This is a genomic window from Anoxybacillus tengchongensis (assembly GCF_014201585.1).
Lineage (GTDB): Bacteria > Bacillota > Bacilli > Bacillales > Anoxybacillaceae > Anoxybacillus > Anoxybacillus tengchongensis.
Map to the genome: position 1 here is coordinate 163,779 of NZ_JACHES010000003.1, position 20,162 is coordinate 183,940.

At 42.8% G+C, this 20,162-nt stretch carries 22 protein-coding genes; 3 read left to right on the forward strand and 19 right to left on the reverse strand.

Features of this window, described 5'->3' with window-relative positions; genetic code table 11:
- Positions 1-95: 95 nt before the first annotated feature.
- From atpE to prfA, 16 genes are all read right to left on the reverse strand, one after another.
- Positions 96-308 (reverse strand): F0F1 ATP synthase subunit C, encoded by a 213-nt coding sequence (atpE, locus tag HNQ82_RS04670; RefSeq protein WP_003253662.1) that lies wholly within the window; start codon positions 306-308, stop codon positions 96-98.
- A gap of 50 nt (positions 309-358) precedes the next feature.
- A complete protein-coding gene (gene atpB, locus HNQ82_RS04675) occupies positions 359-1,069 on the reverse strand; it encodes a F0F1 ATP synthase subunit A (RefSeq protein WP_055440777.1) in 711 nt (236 codons plus the stop codon).
- A gap of 6 nt (positions 1,070-1,075) precedes the next feature.
- Positions 1,076-1,453, reverse strand: a complete 378-nt coding sequence (locus HNQ82_RS04680; protein WP_032101320.1) for an ATP synthase subunit I — start codon at positions 1,451-1,453, stop codon at positions 1,076-1,078.
- Complete coding sequence (locus tag HNQ82_RS04685) at positions 1,450-1,677, reverse strand: AtpZ/AtpI family protein (RefSeq protein WP_183247573.1); 228 nt, start codon at positions 1,675-1,677, stop codon at positions 1,450-1,452. Before HNQ82_RS04685 ends, HNQ82_RS04680 begins: the two co-directional genes overlap by 4 nt.
- Before the next feature lie 148 nt (positions 1,678-1,825).
- The gene (wecB, locus tag HNQ82_RS04690; protein ID WP_183247575.1) at positions 1,826-2,980 is read right to left on the reverse strand and encodes a non-hydrolyzing UDP-N-acetylglucosamine 2-epimerase; all 1,155 of its coding nucleotides are present in this window, start codon (positions 2,978-2,980) and stop codon (positions 1,826-1,828) included.
- A gap of 10 nt (positions 2,981-2,990) precedes the next feature.
- A complete protein-coding gene (gene upp / locus HNQ82_RS04695) occupies positions 2,991-3,620 on the reverse strand; it encodes a uracil phosphoribosyltransferase (RefSeq protein ID WP_009360966.1) in 630 nt (209 codons plus the stop codon).
- 101 nt (positions 3,621-3,721) lie between these two features.
- Positions 3,722-4,957, reverse strand: coding sequence for a serine hydroxymethyltransferase (glyA, locus tag HNQ82_RS04700; RefSeq protein WP_055440780.1), 1,236 nt, complete (start codon positions 4,955-4,957; stop codon positions 3,722-3,724).
- 72 nt (positions 4,958-5,029) lie between these two features.
- Complete coding sequence (locus tag HNQ82_RS04705; RefSeq protein ID WP_425486240.1) at positions 5,030-5,599, reverse strand: TIGR01440 family protein; 570 nt, start codon at positions 5,597-5,599, stop codon at positions 5,030-5,032.
- 22 nt (positions 5,600-5,621) lie between these two features.
- Positions 5,622-6,065 (reverse strand): ribose 5-phosphate isomerase B, encoded by a 444-nt coding sequence (gene rpiB, locus HNQ82_RS04710; RefSeq protein WP_183247579.1) that lies wholly within the window; start codon positions 6,063-6,065, stop codon positions 5,622-5,624.
- A gap of 88 nt (positions 6,066-6,153) precedes the next feature.
- Complete coding sequence (locus HNQ82_RS04715; protein ID WP_425486237.1) at positions 6,154-7,443, reverse strand: methyl-accepting chemotaxis protein; 1,290 nt, start codon at positions 7,441-7,443, stop codon at positions 6,154-6,156.
- 17 nt (positions 7,444-7,460) lie between these two features.
- Positions 7,461-7,934, reverse strand: coding sequence for a low molecular weight protein arginine phosphatase (locus HNQ82_RS04720; RefSeq protein WP_183247583.1), 474 nt, complete (start codon positions 7,932-7,934; stop codon positions 7,461-7,463).
- Positions 7,935-8,037: 103 nt separating this feature from the next.
- Entirely contained in the window at positions 8,038-8,583 is a 546-nt protein-coding gene (locus HNQ82_RS04725; protein WP_183247585.1) for a manganese efflux pump MntP, read from the reverse strand.
- Positions 8,584-8,645: 62 nt separating this feature from the next.
- On the reverse strand, positions 8,646-9,689 hold the full coding sequence (locus tag HNQ82_RS04730) for an L-threonylcarbamoyladenylate synthase (RefSeq protein ID WP_246348883.1): 1,044 nt from the start codon (positions 9,687-9,689) through the stop codon (positions 8,646-8,648).
- Between the two features lie 167 nt (positions 9,690-9,856).
- Complete coding sequence (spoIIR, locus tag HNQ82_RS04735) at positions 9,857-10,489, reverse strand: stage II sporulation protein R (protein WP_183247587.1); 633 nt, start codon at positions 10,487-10,489, stop codon at positions 9,857-9,859.
- A gap of 89 nt (positions 10,490-10,578) precedes the next feature.
- Positions 10,579-11,430: a peptide chain release factor N(5)-glutamine methyltransferase gene (gene prmC, locus HNQ82_RS04740; RefSeq protein ID WP_183247589.1), complete on the reverse strand. Its 852-nt coding sequence runs from the start codon at positions 11,428-11,430 to the stop codon at positions 10,579-10,581.
- Complete coding sequence (prfA, locus tag HNQ82_RS04745; protein ID WP_032101331.1) at positions 11,420-12,496, reverse strand: peptide chain release factor 1; 1,077 nt, start codon at positions 12,494-12,496, stop codon at positions 11,420-11,422. Before prfA ends, prmC begins: the two co-directional genes overlap by 11 nt.
- 246 nt (positions 12,497-12,742) lie before the next feature.
- Between prfA and adhP the strand changes: the two genes are divergently transcribed.
- The 3 genes from adhP to HNQ82_RS04760 all read left to right on the forward strand — a co-directional run bounded on the left by adhP (position 12,743) and on the right by HNQ82_RS04760 (position 15,724).
- The gene (gene adhP / locus HNQ82_RS04750; RefSeq protein ID WP_183247592.1) at positions 12,743-13,753 is read left to right on the forward strand and encodes an alcohol dehydrogenase AdhP; all 1,011 of its coding nucleotides are present in this window, start codon (positions 12,743-12,745) and stop codon (positions 13,751-13,753) included.
- Positions 13,754-13,822: 69 nt separating this feature from the next.
- Positions 13,823-15,343, forward strand: coding sequence for an aldehyde dehydrogenase (gene adh, locus HNQ82_RS04755; protein ID WP_183247594.1), 1,521 nt, complete (start codon positions 13,823-13,825; stop codon positions 15,341-15,343).
- Positions 15,344-15,394: 51 nt separating this feature from the next.
- Positions 15,395-15,724, forward strand: coding sequence for a DUF779 domain-containing protein (locus HNQ82_RS04760; RefSeq protein ID WP_425486238.1), 330 nt, complete (start codon positions 15,395-15,397; stop codon positions 15,722-15,724).
- An 83-nt stretch (positions 15,725-15,807) separates the two neighbouring features.
- On the opposite strand, the gene HNQ82_RS04765 is transcribed toward HNQ82_RS04760, so the two are convergent.
- Genes HNQ82_RS04765 through HNQ82_RS04775 form a run of 3 tightly spaced genes read right to left on the reverse strand, consistent with a single transcriptional unit; the run spans position 15,808 to position 20,058 of the window.
- Positions 15,808-17,256, reverse strand: coding sequence for a sigma-54-dependent transcriptional regulator (locus tag HNQ82_RS04765; protein WP_183247599.1), 1,449 nt, complete (start codon positions 17,254-17,256; stop codon positions 15,808-15,810).
- A gap of 13 nt (positions 17,257-17,269) precedes the next feature.
- A complete protein-coding gene (locus HNQ82_RS04770; protein WP_183247802.1) occupies positions 17,270-18,904 on the reverse strand; it encodes a sensor histidine kinase in 1,635 nt (544 codons plus the stop codon).
- A 5-nt stretch (positions 18,905-18,909) separates the two neighbouring features.
- On the reverse strand, positions 18,910-20,058 hold the full coding sequence (locus HNQ82_RS04775; protein WP_183247601.1) for an iron-containing alcohol dehydrogenase: 1,149 nt from the start codon (positions 20,056-20,058) through the stop codon (positions 18,910-18,912).
- Positions 20,059-20,162: the final 104 nt, after the last annotated feature.

Below are 20,162 nucleotides of genomic sequence, written 5' to 3' on the forward strand. Positions count from 1 at the left end.
GAATGGCGAAGGTTCTCATGGAATGATCTTCGCCATTGTTGAACGAGTTTCGTTTCCGTATGCAGTTATAGCTCGTTTCGAACGAGCGCTCAGTTCTAGCGACCTTGAACCATGAACGCGATAACGACCGCGATGATTGGGATCGCTTCGACTAACGCTACCCCGATGAACATTGTTGTTTGTAACATACCGCGCGCCTCTGGTTGACGTGCAATTCCTTCTACTGTACGAGATACGATTAAACCGTTACCAATACCAGCACCAAGTGCCGCTAAACCAATTGCAATTGCAGCTGCTAATACACCCATTTGAAAAGTCCTCCTTCAATTTTTTATGTTGAAATGAATGTGTATGAAAATTAATGGTCATGACTCACTTTGTGCGCCATATAAACCATTGTTAACATCGTGAAGATGAACGCTTGGATCGCGCCGACGAAAATACTAAATCCTTGCCATGCGATCGTTGGAATGATCGCCGCAATCGTTCCGCCGACTCCTGTCGCTAAACTTCCCGCCAAGAGCGCTAACAAAATTTCACCCGCAAAAATGTTTCCGTATAAACGAAGACCGAGCGTTAATGTGTTTGCAAACTCTTCAATAATTTTTAGCGGGAATAAAATTGGCATCGGGCTGACGAACCCTTTCGCATACTCTTTAAATCCATTAAGCTTAATGCCGTAGTAGTGCGATAACGCCACAACCATCGTTGCCAACGTTAACGTCACAACCGGGTCAGCTGTTGGGGATTTCCACCATAACTTGTTGTCAATGACGACTGAAAATGGTAGACCGAGCATATTCGCTACAAAAATGTACATGATGAGCGTCATACCGAGGATATGAAAGCGTCCACCTGTTTTCCAATCCATGTTGCTTTTAATAATGCCTTTGACAAAATCCATGACCCATTCAAGGAAGTTTTGCATTCCCGTTGGCTTCATCGCTAAGTTGCGTGTTGCTAATACGGCAATGACAAACACAATGACGGATGTAACCGTAATCATTAATACGTTGGCCAAGTTAAATGTTAAGCCAAACAACGTGTATAAAGGAGCTTCGTGATGCATCTGTACTCACCTCTCTTCCCCTTTTGGTTTTTGGAAAAAGAAATCTATTATAATGACAATATAAGATGTCATTAATCCCAATACGATCCATCCAACAGAAAACTGCTCTGGCCAGCGAAAAGCAATGAAAACAGCCAACGCAGCCGCAGCCATACGTGACATCATGCCAAGCGAGCGCGCTTTTTGGCCAGACGCAACCGCTTGTCCAAATCGTTCAACTTTCCGCACCATTGTCCAACCATTATATAGGCTGATGACCGTTCCGAGAAACAAACTTGAAAACGCTTGCGAATAAGGTGTAAATGACCAACCAAGCACGTAAACCGCCAGCAAATATAGTATGTATGATTTGTGACGCCGCCAATGTTGCTGTAGCTCGTTCATTTTTCCTCTCCTGAAAAAAATGAGCGAATGAGGCGAATCGTTGCATAAACACCGGCCGACAAGCCAAGAAGCAAACCAATGACTAAAAAAAGCGGTTCGGTGCTAAATCGTTCATCGACAAAACGCCCTCCAAAAATCCCAACTAAAACAGAGCCGACAAGTTGGGAAGATATTGCCGTCATCAAACCGATCGCTCGAAACGGATGGCGCTCATGTTGTCGCATACGAAAGCCTCACTTTTCATTTTCAGAATTTACTGTATTTTTAAAAAGGTTATCCTTATCCCTTTGTAAGCATACAATAGTGAAAACGTGATGTCAATGCGTTCGGTCACAAAAAGAGGGAAAATTTTTGGTAAAGAAAAGGGATGCGTCATGACATCCCTTTCTCGTGCCGAAATGGCGTTGGCGGAACATCGCTTTGTTTGAAATAGTAGCGAATCGCTTCGACAATCCGCTTCGATGCCCATCCATCACCGTACGGATTTGACGCTTTTGCCATTTGGTCATATGCTTTTTTATCTGTTAATAGTTCACTTGCTAGCGTGTAAATCGTTTGTTCATCGGTTCCAGCTAACTTGAGTGTTCCTGCTTCAATGCCTTCAGGGCGCTCCGTCGTATCACGCAACACGAGAACAGGCACGCCAAGCGAAGGGGCTTCTTCTTGTACACCACCTGAATCCGTCAAAATGATATGCGCTCTTGCGGCAAAGTTATGGAAGTCAATCACATCTAACGGCTCAATTAAATGAATGCGCTCATCATTTCCTAATATGTCGTTCGCTAACTCGCGCACGACTGGATTTAAATGAACAGGATAAACGACTTGCACATCATCATAATCTTCCACGAGCCTTTTGACTGCACGGAACATATTTCGCATCGGCTCGCCAAGGTTTTCACGGCGGTGCGCTGTCAATAAAATCATCCGGCTTCCTGCAACCTTTTCCAAAATCGGATGCGTATACGTTTCACGCACTGTTGTTTTTAACGCATCAATTGCCGTATTACCTGTAATGAAAATCGCATCTTCCCGTTTATTTTCCGCTCGCAAATTTTCGGCCGCTTTCGCTGTCGGAGCAAAATGCAAATCAGCTAATACGCCCGTCAACTGTCGATTCATTTCTTCTGGAAACGGCGAGTATTTATTCCACGTTCGAAGTCCTGCTTCGACGTGCCCGACGGCTATTTGGTTATAAAACGCTGCCAGACTAGCGACAAATGTCGTTGTCGTGTCGCCGTGGACAAGGACGATGTCTGGTTTTACTTTTTTCATGACATCATCTAAGCCAGCAAGCGCCCTTGTCGTAATATCGACAAGCGTTTGACGCTCTTTCATAATGTTTAAATCATAATGTGGTTGAATGCCGAAAATATGAAGTACTTGATCAAGCATTTGACGATGTTGTGCTGTGACAGTCACAATTGATTCAATATCGTCATATTTTTGCAATTCTAACACGAGCGGTGCCATTTTAATCGCTTCCGGTCTCGTACCGAAAATGGTCATGACTTTTCGCTTATTCATCGTGCCCACCTTACTTCGTTCCGAATAGACGATCTCCAGCATCACCAAGACCCGGTACAATATAGCCGTGATCGTTCAATTTTTCGTCTAATGCGGCGATATAAATGTCGACGTCTGGGTGCGCTTGTTGCACTGCCTCTACTCCTTCTGGTGCGGCAATTAAACACATAAACTTAATGTTTTTCGCGCCGCGTTTTTTCAGCGCATGAATCGCCTCAACAGCTGAACCCCCTGTCGCAAGCATCGGATCAACGACAATGAAGTCGCGCTCTTCGACATCTGTCGGGAGCTTTACATAATATTCAACAGGTTTTAACGTCTCTGGGTCGCGATATAAACCGATATGTCCGACTTTTGCCGCTGGAATGAGCTTTAAAATGCCGTCCACCATTCCGATCCCTGCCCGTAAAATCGGGATAATCCCTAGTTTTTTGCCTGCGATCACTTTCGCTTTCGCTTTGCTGACAGGTGTTTCAATTTCAACTTCTTGAAGTGGCAAATCGCGTGTAATTTCAAATGCCATGAGCGTCGCCACTTCTTCAACAAGCTCGCGAAACTCTTTTGTTCCTGTATGTTTATCGCGAATGTATGTAAGCTTATGCTGAATTAACGGATGATCAAATACGTACACTTTACTCATGTCAGTCGCCCCTTTTTGTAATATGCATTCTTGTAAATTTTACATAAAAACAACGGATGATTCAACTGAAGAAAAGGTGCCCCAGCCTGGGACACCTATCATTATGCATACAATGGGAATTTTTCAGTTAACGCAGCCACACGACGGCGCGCTTCGTCTAATTTTTGTTCATCATCCTTATGTTTGAGCGCAAGCGAAATGATGCGCGCAATTTCATCCATTTCCTCGAGTCCAAAGCCACGGCTCGTTACTGCTGCTGTACCAATGCGAATGCCGCTTGTAACAAACGGGCTTTCCGGGTCATATGGAATCGTATTTTTATTGACTGTAATACCGATTTCGTCAAGCACTTTTTCAGCCACTTTTCCTGTTAATCCGATCGAACGTAGGTCAATTAATAATAAATGATTGTCCGTTCCACCAGAAATAAGTGTAAAGCCTTCCGCCACTAGCGCTTCCGCTAAACGTTTCGCATTGTTCACAATGTTTTGCGCATACGTTTTGAAATCGTCTTGTAACGCCTCACCGAGGGCGACAGCTTTTGCGGCGATGACATGCATCAATGGACCGCCTTGAATACCTGGGAAAATCGCTTTATCAATTTGTTTGGCGAACTGCTCTTGGCATAAAATCATGCCCCCGCGCGGACCGCGCAACGTTTTATGCGTTGTTGTCGTTACAAAATGTGCATACGGAACAGGATTTGGATGCAAACCTGCTGCCACAAGCCCTGCGATATGCGCCATATCAACCATGAAGTAAGCGCCTACTTCATCAGCGATTTCACGAAACTTCGCAAAGTCAATCGTGCGAGGATATGCGCTTGCCCCAGCAACGATCAATTTCGGTTTATGTTTTAATGCTTTTTCGCGAACATCGTCGTAATTGATGCGGTGCGTCTCTGGATCAACGCCGTACTCGATGAAATTGTATTGAATACCGCTGAAGTTCACCGGGCTTCCATGTGTTAAATGTCCCCCGTGTGATAAATTCATGCCAAGTACAGTATCCCCATGCTCCAAAATCGTAAAATATACCGCCATGTTTGCTTGTGCCCCAGAATGCGGCTGAACATTTGCATGCTCCGCTCCGAACAATTGTTTTGCACGTTCGCGCGCAAGCTCTTCAACGACGTCAACATGTTCACAACCACCGTAATATCGACGTCCCGGGTATCCTTCCGCATACTTGTTTGTTAATACGGATCCTTGTGCTTCCATCACGGCTTCACTAACGAAGTTTTCCGATGCAATTAACTCAATTTTCGTTTGTTGTCGTTTCAATTCATCTTGAATAGCTTGAAATACTTGTGGATCTTGCTGTGACAAGCGACTCATTGACAATCCTCCCCTAAATTGTGAATATTCTTTTTTATCTTAACACATTTTCAAATGAAAAAGTGAACAAAATTAACCCATCGAACATGATTTGTTCGCCTTTTCTTGTGAATAGACGGCACGCTCGCCCCCGATAAGTTTCGGTCTCGTTTTCGCAAATGTAATGGTCGCATGCCCAATTTGCTTTATCGACGTACGAACAGGAACCGCAACGTGTTTCAAATGCATACCAATTAGTGTCGCGCCAATATCAATGCCCGCATCTGCACGAATATGTTCAACAACGACAGGGTCATCTAGCTGTGTATATGCATATGCTGCCATCGCTCCTCCTGCGTTGCGAACCGGAATAACCGTTACGATTTCAAGCTGCTTTGTCGTCGCTGTTTTTCGCTCGACAACTAATGCTCGGTTTAAATGTTCACAACATTGAAATGCAAGTTGCACGCCCGTCTCATCGCGCCACCGTTTTAGCTCTTGAAACAACATCGCGGCCACGTCCATCGTGCCTGCCGTCCCAATTTTTTCCCCAATGACTTCACTTGTACTACATCCAATGACGATAACATCTTTTTCCGTCAGTAATACTTGGGCACGAAACTCAGCAAGCGCCTTTTGCCATTGACTACGCCATTGTTCCATGTCCGTCACGACAATCCCACCTTTATTGCTCGTTTTCATAAGCCGAAATTTTTTGAATGCGTTTTTCGTGACGGCCTCCTTCAAATGGAGTTGTTAGCCATACTTTTGCAATTTCGCGCGCCAGTCCTGGTCCAATGACGCGCTCGCCCATTGCTAATATATTGCTGTCGTTATGCTCGCGCGTTGCTTTCGCACTAAATACGTCATGAACGAGCGCACAACGAATACCTTTCACTTTATTTGCGGCAATGCTCATTCCAATGCCTGTCCCACAAATTAAAATGCCGCGGTCAAACTCACCGCTCGCTACTTTCTCTGCGACCGGCAACGCGTAATCTGGATAGTCAACCGATGTTTCGCACTCACAACCAAAGTCTGTATATTCGATACCCATTTCATCCATTAGTTTTTTAATCTCCTCGCGAATACGAATGCCACCATGGTCTGATGCAATAGCTACTTTCACGTTTGAACCCCTCCTCAATCGTTGTAAAGAAAAAACCGTCTCCTTTCATTTTAACGGGTTGAGACGGTCATTTCATCATTTATTATGCTTATAAACGAAAACGGGCAATCGTTTGTTTTAATTTTTCTGCTTGTTCTCCAAGCTCCATCGCTAGCTCACGCATGCTTTCAATGACGGCAGTTTGCTCTTGTGTCGCCGCTGTCACTTCTTCCGCCCCAGCTGATGTTTGCTCAGCAATCGCAGCCACTTCTTGTGATTGAACAGATGTTTGTTCGATGTATTTCGTTTGTTCATCAACAAGTTGCGCGATTTGCTTTACCGCATTCGCCACTTCATGAATAGATACGCTCATATGGGAAATGGCTTCATTTGTTTCGTTTCCTTTTTTCGCTTCGTCATTTGCTTTGTTCACTTGTTCCGTAATTTGGTTAACGACGTTTGCTACTTCATGTTGAATGTTTTGAACGAGCTCTGAAATACCTTGTACCGCTTTAGCACTTTCATCTGCTAGCTTTCTTACTTCTTCTGCAACGACAGCAAACCCCTTGCCATGTTCTCCTGCACGCGCGGCCTCAATGGAAGCATTTAACGCTAATAAATTCGTCTGTCCTGCAATATCTCCCACAAGTGAAATAATTTGTCCGACTTCTTTCGCATGCTCTTCTAAACGTTTGACAACATGCAATGACGACTCATTGCTTTTCGCTAACTGTTGAATGCCGGCAATGAGCGAACCGATCACGCGCTGACTATCTTCAAGCGTTGCTACCATCTCCGTCGATAGTTTTTCTGACTGCATCGCTTTTTGTTGTACATTTCCTGCAATCGCTAATACATCTTCTACCGCTTCGGCTGTCGTTTGCATCGCAACAGCGGAATTATCCGCTCCTTTTGAAATTTCATCAATCGTACGCGCAATGTTTTCAGCTTGTTCCGCAGCGATGCGGGACACGTTTGTCATCTCGACGACTTTTTCGTTCGTGTGTGCAAAATTTTGTTGGATATTGCGCACCATGTCGCGTAAATTACTTAACATCGTATTAAACGCAAGCGCAAGTGAACGAATTTCATCATCGGATTTTGGCACAGGCACATCTTGTCCGATTTCACCTTCCGCAGCTTTTAACGCGGCCTGCTCAAGTTGAGAAAGCGGTTTCGTAATAAAACGCGCTGCAAAATATGCCAATACACCAGACCAAAAAATACCGAGCAATAACGTGACAATCGTAAACGTATTTTTCCCAAACGGAAGCCATTGTTTTACATAATCGTACAGCACATAAATGTAAAAGGCGCTCGTCGAATACGTAATGATTGCTAATACGGTTGTAAAAATAGCTAGCTTTTTTTGTAAGCTAAATGTGTATTTTCCCCCCATCATATATCCCCCTTGCTTTATAGTTTTTCATGAAGTTTTTCATGAAGTTTTTCATGAAGTTTTTCATGAAGCTTTTCAATGGCTTGTTCAAGCTCATCGCGCGTTTGGCGATACACATCAATCGAGCCACCAAACGGATCGATCACATCTTCACCGCCACCAAGAAATTCGTTTAACGTAAACGTTTTTCCTTCTGCTTCCGGAAAACGCGCTAACACATGTTGCTTGTGACTTTCGGTCATCGTTAATACGTATGTCGCCCAGTCAATATGTTCTTTCGTTAACAACGAAGCACGATGATCGATGTCGATTCCTTTTTCAGCAAGCACTGCTTTTGCATGTTGTGATGCGTCGCTCCCATCCAACGCAAAAATGCCTGCAGATCGCACTTGTACGTGCGGTAGCTGTTTATGTCTTAGTAGCGCCTCCGCCATCGGACTTCGACACGTATTTCCTGTACATACAAACAAAACGTTCGTTTGATTCACCATTCACACCTCTCATCATTTGCCACTTGTTTACTATTATTATAAAGCAAATCGTAAGATAAAATATAGACTAAACAAAAAGAAAAAAGAACTGGAAACACCCAGCTCATAAAGGAAATAATAATTTGCACGCAAACAAAAGTAAAATGGCGCCGCCTAACGCCTCACTATATGTCCCTAACCAACGTTGAAAACGGCGCCCAAGAAGTAACCCCATCCATGTTAACACCATGCTTGTCAATCCGAATGCGATAACCGCAAATACGATTTCTACTCCGTAAATGCCTAAACTTAATCCAACAGAAAAACTGTCGAGGCTAACGCTAAATGCAAATAAAAACAAACCGATGCCAACGGGCCTCAGCCAACGTTCTTGTTCATGATGAAACGAAGCGATAACCATTTGCACACCAAGAATAAACAATAATGCTCCCCCGATGTATGTCGCCATATGACCAAGCTGAACAGATAACAACCGACCGATCGCCATCCCAGCTAAAGGCATGACAATATGGAAAAAACCTACCGTTAATCCAATATAAGCGATTTGCTTCAATCGAAGCCGAAGTAATCCCATGCCAAGGCTGACTGAAAACGCATCCATCCCCAGCGCAAATGCCATCATCGCTAATGTGATTATTTCTCCAATCATATGAATGCCTCCTTAGGACGTGCCTTCACGTTAACATATGCACACCCTAAGGAGTTTAGACATCATTTTTCCATCATTTGTTCATGTCCTGCTGCTTTTAATAGACGATTCATAATGGCTACACCAATCCCTTCATATGGGAACGATTCGCTATAAATGATATCCACATTTGTTGTATCAAATGTTCGTAATGCATCGTATAGCTTTTTCGCAACCGTTCGTAAATCGTGTCGTTGTCCACAAGAAATGACAACGTCTGCTTCATACGTATGACGTCCCTCTTCCGTCGTTAACACTCCCACTTTGAAACCATCGGCACGTTTTTCATTGACGAGTTGTTGCAAAAATACAGAAGAACCGTGGACAACGACTAACGGAGCTTTCGGTGCATAATGTGTATATTTCATGCCTGGTGATTTCGGCACTGCTTCTTTTTCCACAAGCGCACGGTCAATATTTACAACTCCGATGACTCGTTCAATATCTTCTTTCGTCACGCCACCTGGTCTTAAAATGGTCGGAATGGCTGTCGTACAGTCAATGACTGTCGATTCAACTCCAACGCCCGTCTGCCCTCCATCAACAACTGCTGCAATACGACCATCTAAGTCATCAAGTACATGCTTCGCCGTCGTCGGACTCGGTCGTCCTGAACGATTAGCACTCGGTGCAGCAATCGGTAACCCGCTTGCTTTAATGAGCGCGAGGGCGATCGGATGATTCGGCATGCGCACTGCTACCGTGTTTAACCCTGCAGTCACACGAGGAGAAACTGCTTCTTTTTTTGGAAGGACGAGCGTCAATGGACCAGGCCAAAAATGTTCCATCAATGTATATGCAACAGGAGGGATGTCGCAGACAATATCGTACAATTGTTCTGTTGTTGCAATGTGGACAATGAGTGGATTATCGCTTGGCCTTCCTTTCGCTATAAAAATGTTTTCCACAGCCGCTGTGGACATGGCGTTCGCACCAAGTCCGTACACTGTTTCTGTCGGAAATGCGACAAGGTCGCCACGTTGTAAATATGATGCCGCTTGTGTAATTTGTGGACAACTATTTAAGTCATCCACATTTTTATCCACAAAAAACACATGTGTTTTCAATGTTTTCACCTCATACATATTCAAGTTGCTTGTTTGTTTATCAATATCCCACAAGCATTTTTCAGCCATTTCTTCCATGAGTATAAAAGATTCATACAAAATACTCAACAATTGTCCACAAATTGTGGATATGTTGCTCTTTTTTGTTGATAATTTTGTGGATATATTTATTGCATGAGCTTTTTCCATACTTCCGCAACGAAAAATTTCACTTCTATTTGCTGTTCATCCTCGACAACGAGCGGTTGTTCACTTATTTGATCGACTTCTTTCTCTTGTTCAACTTGTTTTTCCACAGGACGAACGGCTTCACCTGTGGAAAAATCGAGAAAACAGAGCGGCGGGAATAAAACGCACCACCAATTCGCTCCTTCACCTTTGCCGAGCGTAATTAATACGGCATCGTACTCACCTGCTGGATATACATATGAACCGTATATTTTCGTTGGAAATGATACACGTCCGAACGCCACTTTGTACGACTGATTACTCTTTTTTTCTTGAAGAACACGAGCAACCGTTTGTTCAATTTCGGGCACATGTTGGGCAATGACTTGCTTTGCTTCTTCAAATGATGTTAAGTCGCTTACCCATGTCGTAATTTGCTCATTTACCGCATCGCGAACGGCGCGCTTTAACGCTTGGTCTGCTGGTGAATCGCTATTCGCTAAAATGCGCAACCGTACCGCTTCATTTGGAATGACGACATCTCCTTGCGCTTCTGTTTGTTGACCGTATATTGTAATAATCGCACCGATCATAACCATCGTCATATATAAAATAATCACGTATTTATTCATTGTTTACCTCCCCTTTCTTGTTATGCAGTGTAACCAGAAAAGGAGGTTGATAAACTATGAAAATGAAAAAATATAAAAAGCTTCCGATGTTACTCGGAAGCGAGATGAGCGATGACGATGCGCTCTTTACCGTTGATATCAAAAAGGACATCGACATGTACGGAAGGAAATGTTTGTTGCAACATCGTCTTGACCGCTTGCCCTTGTCCGTGACCGATTTCAAATGCAATTAGCGCTTTTTCTGAAACAACTTGAGGCAATTGCTCGGTCAGACGACGATAAAACAACAAGCCATCTTCGCCACCGACAAGCGCACGAAGCGGCTCTTTTTGCACAACAGGCGATAATGTCGGGATGTCACAGGCTGGAATGTATGGCGGATTAGAAACAACGACATCAACTTGTATGCCTCGTTCGATCATTGGCTGTAATAAATCCCCTTCGAACCAATGCACGCAAGCGCCAAGCTGAGCGGCATTTTTTTTCGCGACTTCAAGCGATGAGGCGGCAATATCAATGCCATACACACACCACGTTGGTCGTTCCAACGACAACGTAATCGCAATCGCTCCGCTTCCTGTTCCGACATCAACGACAGAAAGCGGCTGTTTTCGTGCGCGCGCCAGCACATGTGAAACGAGCTCTTCGGTTTCTGGACGTGGAATTAATACATGCTCATTAACGATAAACGTTCGGCCATAAAAGTGCTCATATCCGATCAAATATTGAATCGGAATATGCTCCAGCGCATGTTTTTTCACATCCGCCATCAATGCTTGTTTGCTCGCCTCATCCATTGGCTCACGTAACGAAGCAAATAATTGCGCGCGCGTCATTTGTAAATGGTGGCGCAACAGCCATTCTGCAGCAACTTCTTCCTTTCCGTGCTCTCGGAAAAAAGAAGAAGCCCATTGAAGGACTTCATATATTTTACTGCTCATTGTTCGCTTGCTCCAATTTTTTCGATTGATCGTCTAAAATGAGCGCATCAATAATTTCATCTAACTTTCCTTCTAACACTTGGTCAAGTTTTTGAATCGTCAAGCCGATGCGATGGTCTGTCACACGATTTTGCGGGAAGTTGTATGTGCGAATGCGTTCAGAACGATCACCTGTTCCGACCGCTTGTTTGCGCGTTTGGTCGTATTCGGCACGCGCTTCTTGTTGGTATTTATCGTAAATGCGCGCGCGCAATACTTTCATCGCCTTTTCTTTATTTTTAATTTGCGATTTTTCGTCTTGGCACGATACAACAATTCCTGTTGGAATGTGCGTTAAACGAACAGCCGACATCGTCGTATTAACGCTTTGCCCTCCCGGACCGCTCGATGCGAACGTATCAACACGAATATCTTTTTCATTAATTTCAATTTCAATTTCTTCCATCTCTGGCAAACACGCAACTGTCGCTGTCGACGTATGAATGCGTCCACCCGATTCCGTCTCTGGTACGCGCTGAACGCGATGGGCACCGTTTTCAAATTTTAATTTTGAATATGCCCCTTTTCCTTGAATCATAAAGATGATTTCTTTGTAGCCACCAAGTCCGGTCGGATGTGCTTCAATCACTTCTGTTTTCCATCCTTGCGACTCCGCATAGCGCGTATACATGCGATATAAATCGCCTGCAAAAAGCGCGGCTTCCTCTCCACCTGCCGCTCCGCGAATTTCCATAATGACGTTTTTATCATCGTTCGGATCTTTCGGAAGCAACAATACTTTTAACTTTTCAACAAGCTGTTCTTCACGCTCTTCTAGCTCGTTAATTTCTTCTTTCACCATTTCCCGCATATCTGGATCGAGCTTTTCTTCCAACATCGCTTTCGCATCTACTAACTGCTCACGCACCGATTTATATTCGCGATACGTTTGTACCGTTTCCGCTAAATCGGATTGCTCTTTCGAATAATCACGCAACTTTTTCGGGTCATTTAATACTTCTGGATCCATTAATAGTTCATTTAATTTTTCATAACGGGCTTCTACTGCTTGAAGACGGTCAAACACACCATTCACCCCTATTCTTGTTCCATACACAGTCTAATTCATGATTATACTACAGTTTCAATGAATGAGAAAGTCCTATTGAACTTGTGACAATTTTGTGAACAAAACATCAATTATCCGGTATAAAAAGACGAAATTTTGGCATTACTATATAAGTTTTGATTGTTTTACTTGTTATTCAATTTGGCATGCTTTTTGCTTAGAAAATAAGCGAACGAAAAATTTTTTGAAAGGGGAGCTGGAGAAATGAAAGCTGCAGTCGTTCACGAGTTCAAACAAAAGCTAAGCATCGAGGAAGTTGAAAAACCAAAGTTGGAGTATGGTGAAGTGCTCGTCAAAATTGAGGCTTGCGGTGTATGTCACACAGACTTACACGCGGCACACGGAGACTGGCCAGTTAAACCTAAACTCCCACTCATTCCTGGTCACGAAGGAGTTGGGGTCGTTGTCGAAGTAGGTCAGGGGGTAAAATCGATAAAAGTAGGCGATCGGGTAGGTATCCCTTGGTTATATTCAGCATGCGGAGAATGCGAGTATTGTTTGAGTGGACAAGAAACGCTTTGTCCCCATCAATTAAATGGAGGATATTCTGTAGACGGCGGATATGCGGAGTATTGCAAAGCACCGGCAGATTATGTAGCAAGAATTCCAGAAAATTTAGATCCAGTGGAAGTCGCACCAATTCTTTGTGCTGGAGTAACGACATATAAGGCATTAAAAGTATCAGATGCGAAGCCGGGTGATTGGGTCGCAATCTACGGCATCGGTGGCTTAGGTCACATTGCGCTACAATACGCTAAAGCTATGGGATTTAACGTTGTTGCTGTAGACATCAGCGATGAAAAAACAGAACTCGCAACAAAACTAGGTGCCGATCTCGCGATTAATGGGCTAAAAGAAGATCCGGTCACGACGATCCGAGAGAAAGTGGGCGGGGTTCAAGCAGCTATTAGTGTTGCCGTCACAAAAAAGGCATTCGAACAAGCTTACCAATCCGTGAAACGTGGTGGATGCCTTGTTGTTGTTGGCTTACCTCACGATGAATTACCAATTCCGATTTTTGATACAGTCTTAAATGGGGTTACGGTGAGAGGCTCAATCGTAGGTACGAGAAAGGACATGCAGGAAGCATTGGATTTTGCAGCACGAGGGAAAGTTAGACCAATCGTGGAAGCGGTTCCATTAGATAAAGTCAATGAAGTGTTTGAACGGATGGAAAAAGGACAAATTAACGGACGCGTTGTTTTAACTTTATAAAAACTAGAAAACGGGAGCGGTTTTTAAACCGTTCCCTGTGCTAAATTTTTAAAACAAGGAGGAATTCAAATGATTTACGCTCAGCCTGGACAACCTGGCTCACTCATTACATTCAAAAAAAGATACGAAAATTTCATCGGAGGAGAATGGGTACCTCCAATTGACGGTGAATATTTTGAAAATATTTCGCCCGTTACTGGACAAGTATATTGCGAAGTTCCTCGCTCAAAAGCTGTCGATATTGAATTAGCACTCGATGCAGCTCATGCAGCGAAGGAAGCATGGGGGCGTACATCTGTTGCTGAGCGGGCACGCCTGTTAAACAAAATCGCAGACCGAATGGAAGAAAACTTAGACATGCTTGCTGTAGCGGAAACGTGGGAAAATGGAAAGCCCATTCGTGAAACGCGTGCCGCTGACATTCCTTTAGCCATTGATCATTTCCGATATTTTGCTGGTTGCATTCGCGCTGAGGAAGGTACATTAGCGGAGCTTGACAACGATACCGTTGCTTATCATTTTAAGGAGCCGCTCGGAGTTGTCGGACAAATTATTCCGTGGAATTTCCCGATTTTAATGGCCGCTTGGAAACTTGCACCTGCTTTAGCTGCTGGTAACTGCGTCGTATTAAAGCCAGCAGAACAAACTCCAACATCGATTCTTGTGCTAATCGAGTTAATTCAAGACTTATTACCAAAAGGCGTTGTCAACGTCGTCAACGGATTCGGTCTTGAAGCTGGCAAACCGCTCGCTTCTAACCCGCGAATTGCGAAAGTTGCCTTTACCGGCGAAACGACGACAGGACGTCTCATTATGCAATATGCATCTCAAAATTTAATTCCGGTCACACTTGAACTCGGCGGAAAATCACCAAACATTTTCTTCGCAGACGTCGCTGCGAAAGATGACGAATTTTTTGATAAAGCGCTTGAAGGGTTTACGATGTTCGCTTTAAATCAAGGAGAAGTGTGTACATGCCCTTCACGTGCATTAATCGAAGAATCCATTTATGATGTATTTATGGAACGAGCATTAGAACGAGTCAAACAAATTAAACAAGGCAATCCGCTCGATACGAGTACAATGATTGGCGCCCAAGCTTCATCCGAACAGCTAGAGAAAATTTTGTCATACATTGATATCGGCAAACAAGAAGGGGCTGAACTTCTCATCGGTGGCGAACGCAATATGTTAGAAGGAGATTTACAAGGCGGCTATTATGTGAAACCGACCGTCTTTAAGGGACATAATCGGATGCGCATCTTCCAAGAAGAAATTTTCGGTCCGGTTGTATCTGTCACAACATTTAAAGATCAAGAAGAAGCGTTGTCCATCGCAAACGATACATTATACGGACTAGGTGCTGGTGTATGGACGCGCGATATGAATACAGCCTATCGCTTTGGTCGCGGCATTCAAGCTGGACGCGTGTGGACAAATTGCTATCACGCTTATCCGGCCCATGCAGCGTTTGGCGGATATAAAATGTCAGGAATCGGTCGCGAAACGCACAAAATGATGCTCGAACATTACCAACAAACGAAAAACTTGCTTGTTAGCTATTCACCGAAAAAACTCGGATTTTTCTAATCGTTCAGGCAGCGTCTCCAAAGCGCTGCCTTTTTTGAAAGGATGATGCACATGCAACCGAAAGTAATAGCGACCGACGCAGCCCTACAACTTATTGAAAAACTAAAAACGAAATATGGTCCACTGATGTTTCATCAATCTGGTGGATGTTGCGATGGAAGTTCACCGATGTGTTACCCGCAAGGAGAGTTTATGATCGGTAACTCAGACGTATTGCTTGGGGAAATCGGAGGATGCCCATTTTATATGCACGCTGCTCAATACGAATATTGGAAACATACACAACTCATTATTGATGTCGTCCCTGGTCGCGGTGGTATGTTTTCACTTGAAGGATCCGAAGGGGTGCGTTTTTTAACAAGATCAAAAATGTTTGATTGAGTTTTCCTCACCTCCTTGAAAATGCTTTATTCTTTAAAAAGTTACTAGATGTTTAATATATAAGGGACGGATTCAAAAGTGATTTATACTTTTGAATCCACACCTTTTTCTTTCAATAAATACCTTAGTTTTCGAACTGTAATATTTAATCGCTTTGCTGCCTCTTTTCTATTTCCAATTGTCTCCTTTAATGTTTTCATAATAAATGATCGACTGACTTCCATCTCCATTTCTTTCACCGAAGCAAGTACATACTCGAGATCAACATTTTCGTCGCTCTTCCACATGTTTAAAATATGATTTGTCCACCATTGCACATATGTTTCAAAGTCCATTTCATTTTTTACGACTTGGCTCTCTACCGTTCCCCTTTGATATCGTAAAGATTTTAACTTTTCTGGCAAATATGAAGGGGGGATGACGGATGTTTCTCCCTCTGCTAATGTCACTGCACGTTTGACAACATTAAACAGCTCTCTTACATTTCCAGGCCAATGGTATTGTTTCATATAAGCGATGCTCTCTTCAGAAAAAGATAAAGAGCTGTTTAATTTTTTTAAAAAGTAGTCAATGAGAAGCGGCAAGTCTTCTAAACGTTCACGAAGCGGTGGAATCGTTAACTTCACAACATCAAGACGATATAACAAATCCTCCCGAAAAGTTTTTTCTTCTACCGCTTTAGCTAGGTTAACATGCGATGCAGCAATAATGCGCGTATTCGTTTTGCGAACCGTCTCACCTCCGACGCGCATATATTCTCCTGTTTCTAATACTCTCAACAACTTTACTTGCGTAGCAAGCGATGCTTCACCAATTTCATCTAAAAACAAAGTGCCACGGTGAGCGATTTCAAAAATACCTTTCTTTTCTTTTACAGCCCCGGTAAATGCTCCTTTCTCATAGCCAAACAATTCACTTTCCAACAATGTTTCCGAAACCGCACCGCAATTCATACCAATGAACGGTTGATCATATCGCATACTGGCACTATGGATGAAATGGGCAAGTACCTCTTTCCCTGTTCCTGTTTCCCCTTCAATCAGTACGTTTACATTTTTTTTCGCAATTTTATAGGCAAGTTTCAATAAGTCATTCATTTCTTTGTTCATTCCAACAATAAATCCAAGCGTGTCAGCGAGTTTATACATGTCGCTTTGCGCGGAAGTAGCACCACTACGTAACAGCCCGTCTATTAATTGCTCCAGCTGGTCAATATCGTCGAACGGCTTTTCCACATAGTCACTCGCCCCATATTTAATTGCTTCCACCGCCGTTTTCACAGTACTATAGCCCGTCATCACGACCGCCTTGCAGGAAGGAATAGAAAGCTTAAGCTGCCTTAACAACTCTAACCCGTTCGTATCCGGCAATTTCACGTCAATTAACGCTAAATCAAAGCGGTGTTGTTTAATAAGCTGTGAAAAATCTTTTCCACTTAACCCAATTTTAACACTATATCCTTTCTCTTCTAGAAAATGACGGAAAAACGTACCTACTTCACGTTCGTCATCAATGACCAAAATAGTGCTCATTCACTTCCCTCCTCTACTGTACTGGAAGCTTTAATCGAAACTCGCTTCCTTTACCGGGCTCACTAACGACTTCAATCGTCCCACCATGCGCCTCCGCAATACCTAAGCTGACGGATAATCCAAGACCTGTCCCTTTTCCCGGTCTCTTTGTCGTGAAAAATGGGTTGAAAATTTCTTGTAAATGTTGTTCCGCGATACCTTTCCCGTTATCTTTAACACATAATGTAACCCACTGTTTTTCGTTCTCGATTACTTGCTTCGTTTCAACGACAATTATTTTTCGCTCGTTTTCCACTTCTTCTAGCGCGTCTTTCGCATTAATTAAAAGATTCAAAATAATTTGTCCAATTTGTTGTATATTTCCTTCGATCAACTCCACAGAATGATCTAGCTTTTTTTGAATGAAAATGTTCTGCTTGTGAATTTGGTCACCAATCAATCCAAGTACTTGCTCAACAGCCTCATTAACAGAGCACTCTTCAAAAACATATTCATCTTGTCTAGAGAATGTTAATAAATTTTGGATAATCGTTTTACAACGCTTTCCACATAAATAAATATCTTGTAACAGTTTGTAGGAACGGTTGTCTTTTTCTATCGATCGTAGCAATAATTGAGCGTTGCCAAGAATCGCCGTAAGTGGGTTGTTCAGTTCATGCGCAATACCTGCCGCCATCTCACCAATGGCAGCAAGCTTGCCTGATTGAACAAGCTGCGCTTCAATTTGAAGCTTTTCAGTAATATCATTGATGTAAATAATGGAAGCATATATCTTTTGCTGTTCATTCCACACAGGATAAGCATGGAGTTCACAGACACGTTGCTGAATGTGAAACTGTCGGTGAACAGGCTTTTTCATTTCTACATTTTCAATGATCGGGCTTTCTTTAGGATCTATCGCTAGTAATTGGCAAATATTTGTTTTTAGTAAATCTAACGAAAAAAACTCTTTAGCCGCATCGTTATACTTTAAAATGTTACCTTCTAAATCAACAACAAATATCATTTCAGAAACCGCCCGAAACGTTTCTTCCCATTCCTTTTCACTTTTCAACACTTCATTGTACAGGCGGGCATTTTCAATACAAACAGCTAATTGGTCACCAAATTGCTGAAAAAATGAAAGATCTGATTCATCATATACAACCATTTCTTTACTACCGATACTTAACAAACCGATAACCCGAGCTTTCCTCATAAGTGGGATAAGTAGTAAACTACAAATCCCTAGCGATTGATACACTTTATTCTCGATAAATGTTTGTTCGTCTTGCACTTGATGAAACGTTTTTTCAAGCGATTGAATTGCTTTCCAGTAAAGAGAATTTCCTCTCGGTAAAACAAAACCAACAGGAAAATATAAATCGTGCTCGGGGTATACGTTTGTTAATACAAGTTGTTCTTGTTCATACAGCAATAAGCTAATTCTGTCTATATAGAAAATCTCTTTCAACTTGTCAAACGTATTTCTCAACATATCATCAATCGACATATCGATATTGAAACTTTTCGTAATATCATTAATGATTTCTAATTGCATATTTTTCTTTTTTAACTCGTTTACCATTTTTTTTAGTTCAGTATAGTAGCTCTTCTTCGAAGATTGTACCCCCGTTAACAAGTTAATCATTTGTTGCTTCTCTCTCATTTCTTCTACCATGCCTTTCTAAATAACTCCTCAATGTCTTCAACTGTTACATCTCGCGGATTCGTAATCATGCACGCATCGTGAAAAGCAACTACACTCATTCTCCTCAATTCAACTTCCTCTACACCAATATCGGACAACCGTTGTGGCGCCCCGATATCTATTGCCAGCTGCTTTACGTAGTCAATCGCTTTTTTTCCAGCTTCCATGTACGACATCCCCCGAGTATCGACTCCAAGAAGAAGGGCAATGTCTGCGAATTTTTTCGGATTCGCTAACAAATTAAATTCCATGACATGTGGCAACAAAATCGAATTGACATCTCCGTGAAGAAGACTATATTTTCCTCCTACAGCGTGTGACATTGCATGCACTGCCCCTAAAATCGCATTAGAGAATGCTAAGCCTGCTTGCAAACTTGCCATCGCCATATTGGTTTTAGCCTCTATGTTAATTTTCGAAGCCACCGAAGGTCTTAAATACTCAGCTACAAGCGAAATGGCGTTTTTCGACTGCACATCCGTCAACGGTGTTGCTGCTAGACTTACGTAAGCCTCGATGCCGTGTGTCAATACATCTAATCCTGTTGAAGCAGTTAAATGTGTATTTTTAGTCGATAATGTTTCTGGATCAATAATAGCGATGTCTGGAATGAGAGAACGGGAAATAATTGTCATCTTTTTCTCTGATTTTGTATCTACAATTACGGAAAACTGAGAAACTTCCGATCCTGACCCAGCAGTCGTCGGTACCATCACTTGTGGCGGGAGCGGATAACGAATTTTGTCGATCCCTTCATAGTCACGAATCCGTCCGCCATTTGTAGCAAGAATTGCGATCGCTTTAGCTACATCGATGGAACTCCCCCCCCCAATCCCGACAATTGCATCACACCCGTTCTCAAGATATACACGGCATCCTTTCTCTACCTCTTTATCTTTCGGATTGATAGTAACGTCATAAAATGTCGTGTAATTTAGCCCAACTTGTTGACAACTTCGCACGACCATATCAAGCCAACCAGCTTCCATAACCCCTGGATCGCTAACGATAAGTACACTCGTTGCCCCAAGTCGCAAACAACTTTCTCCTACTTGCTGAATAGAACCTTTCCCAAAAATTACTTCAGGCATAACAAATTTATGAATATTCATACACTAACTCCCAAAAAATAATTTCATATTAATTGTACAATTTTTAGAATTTTTAGTCTATTATCCCGCTTAAAAAAGTACCCTCGTGCAAAGCGAGAGTACTT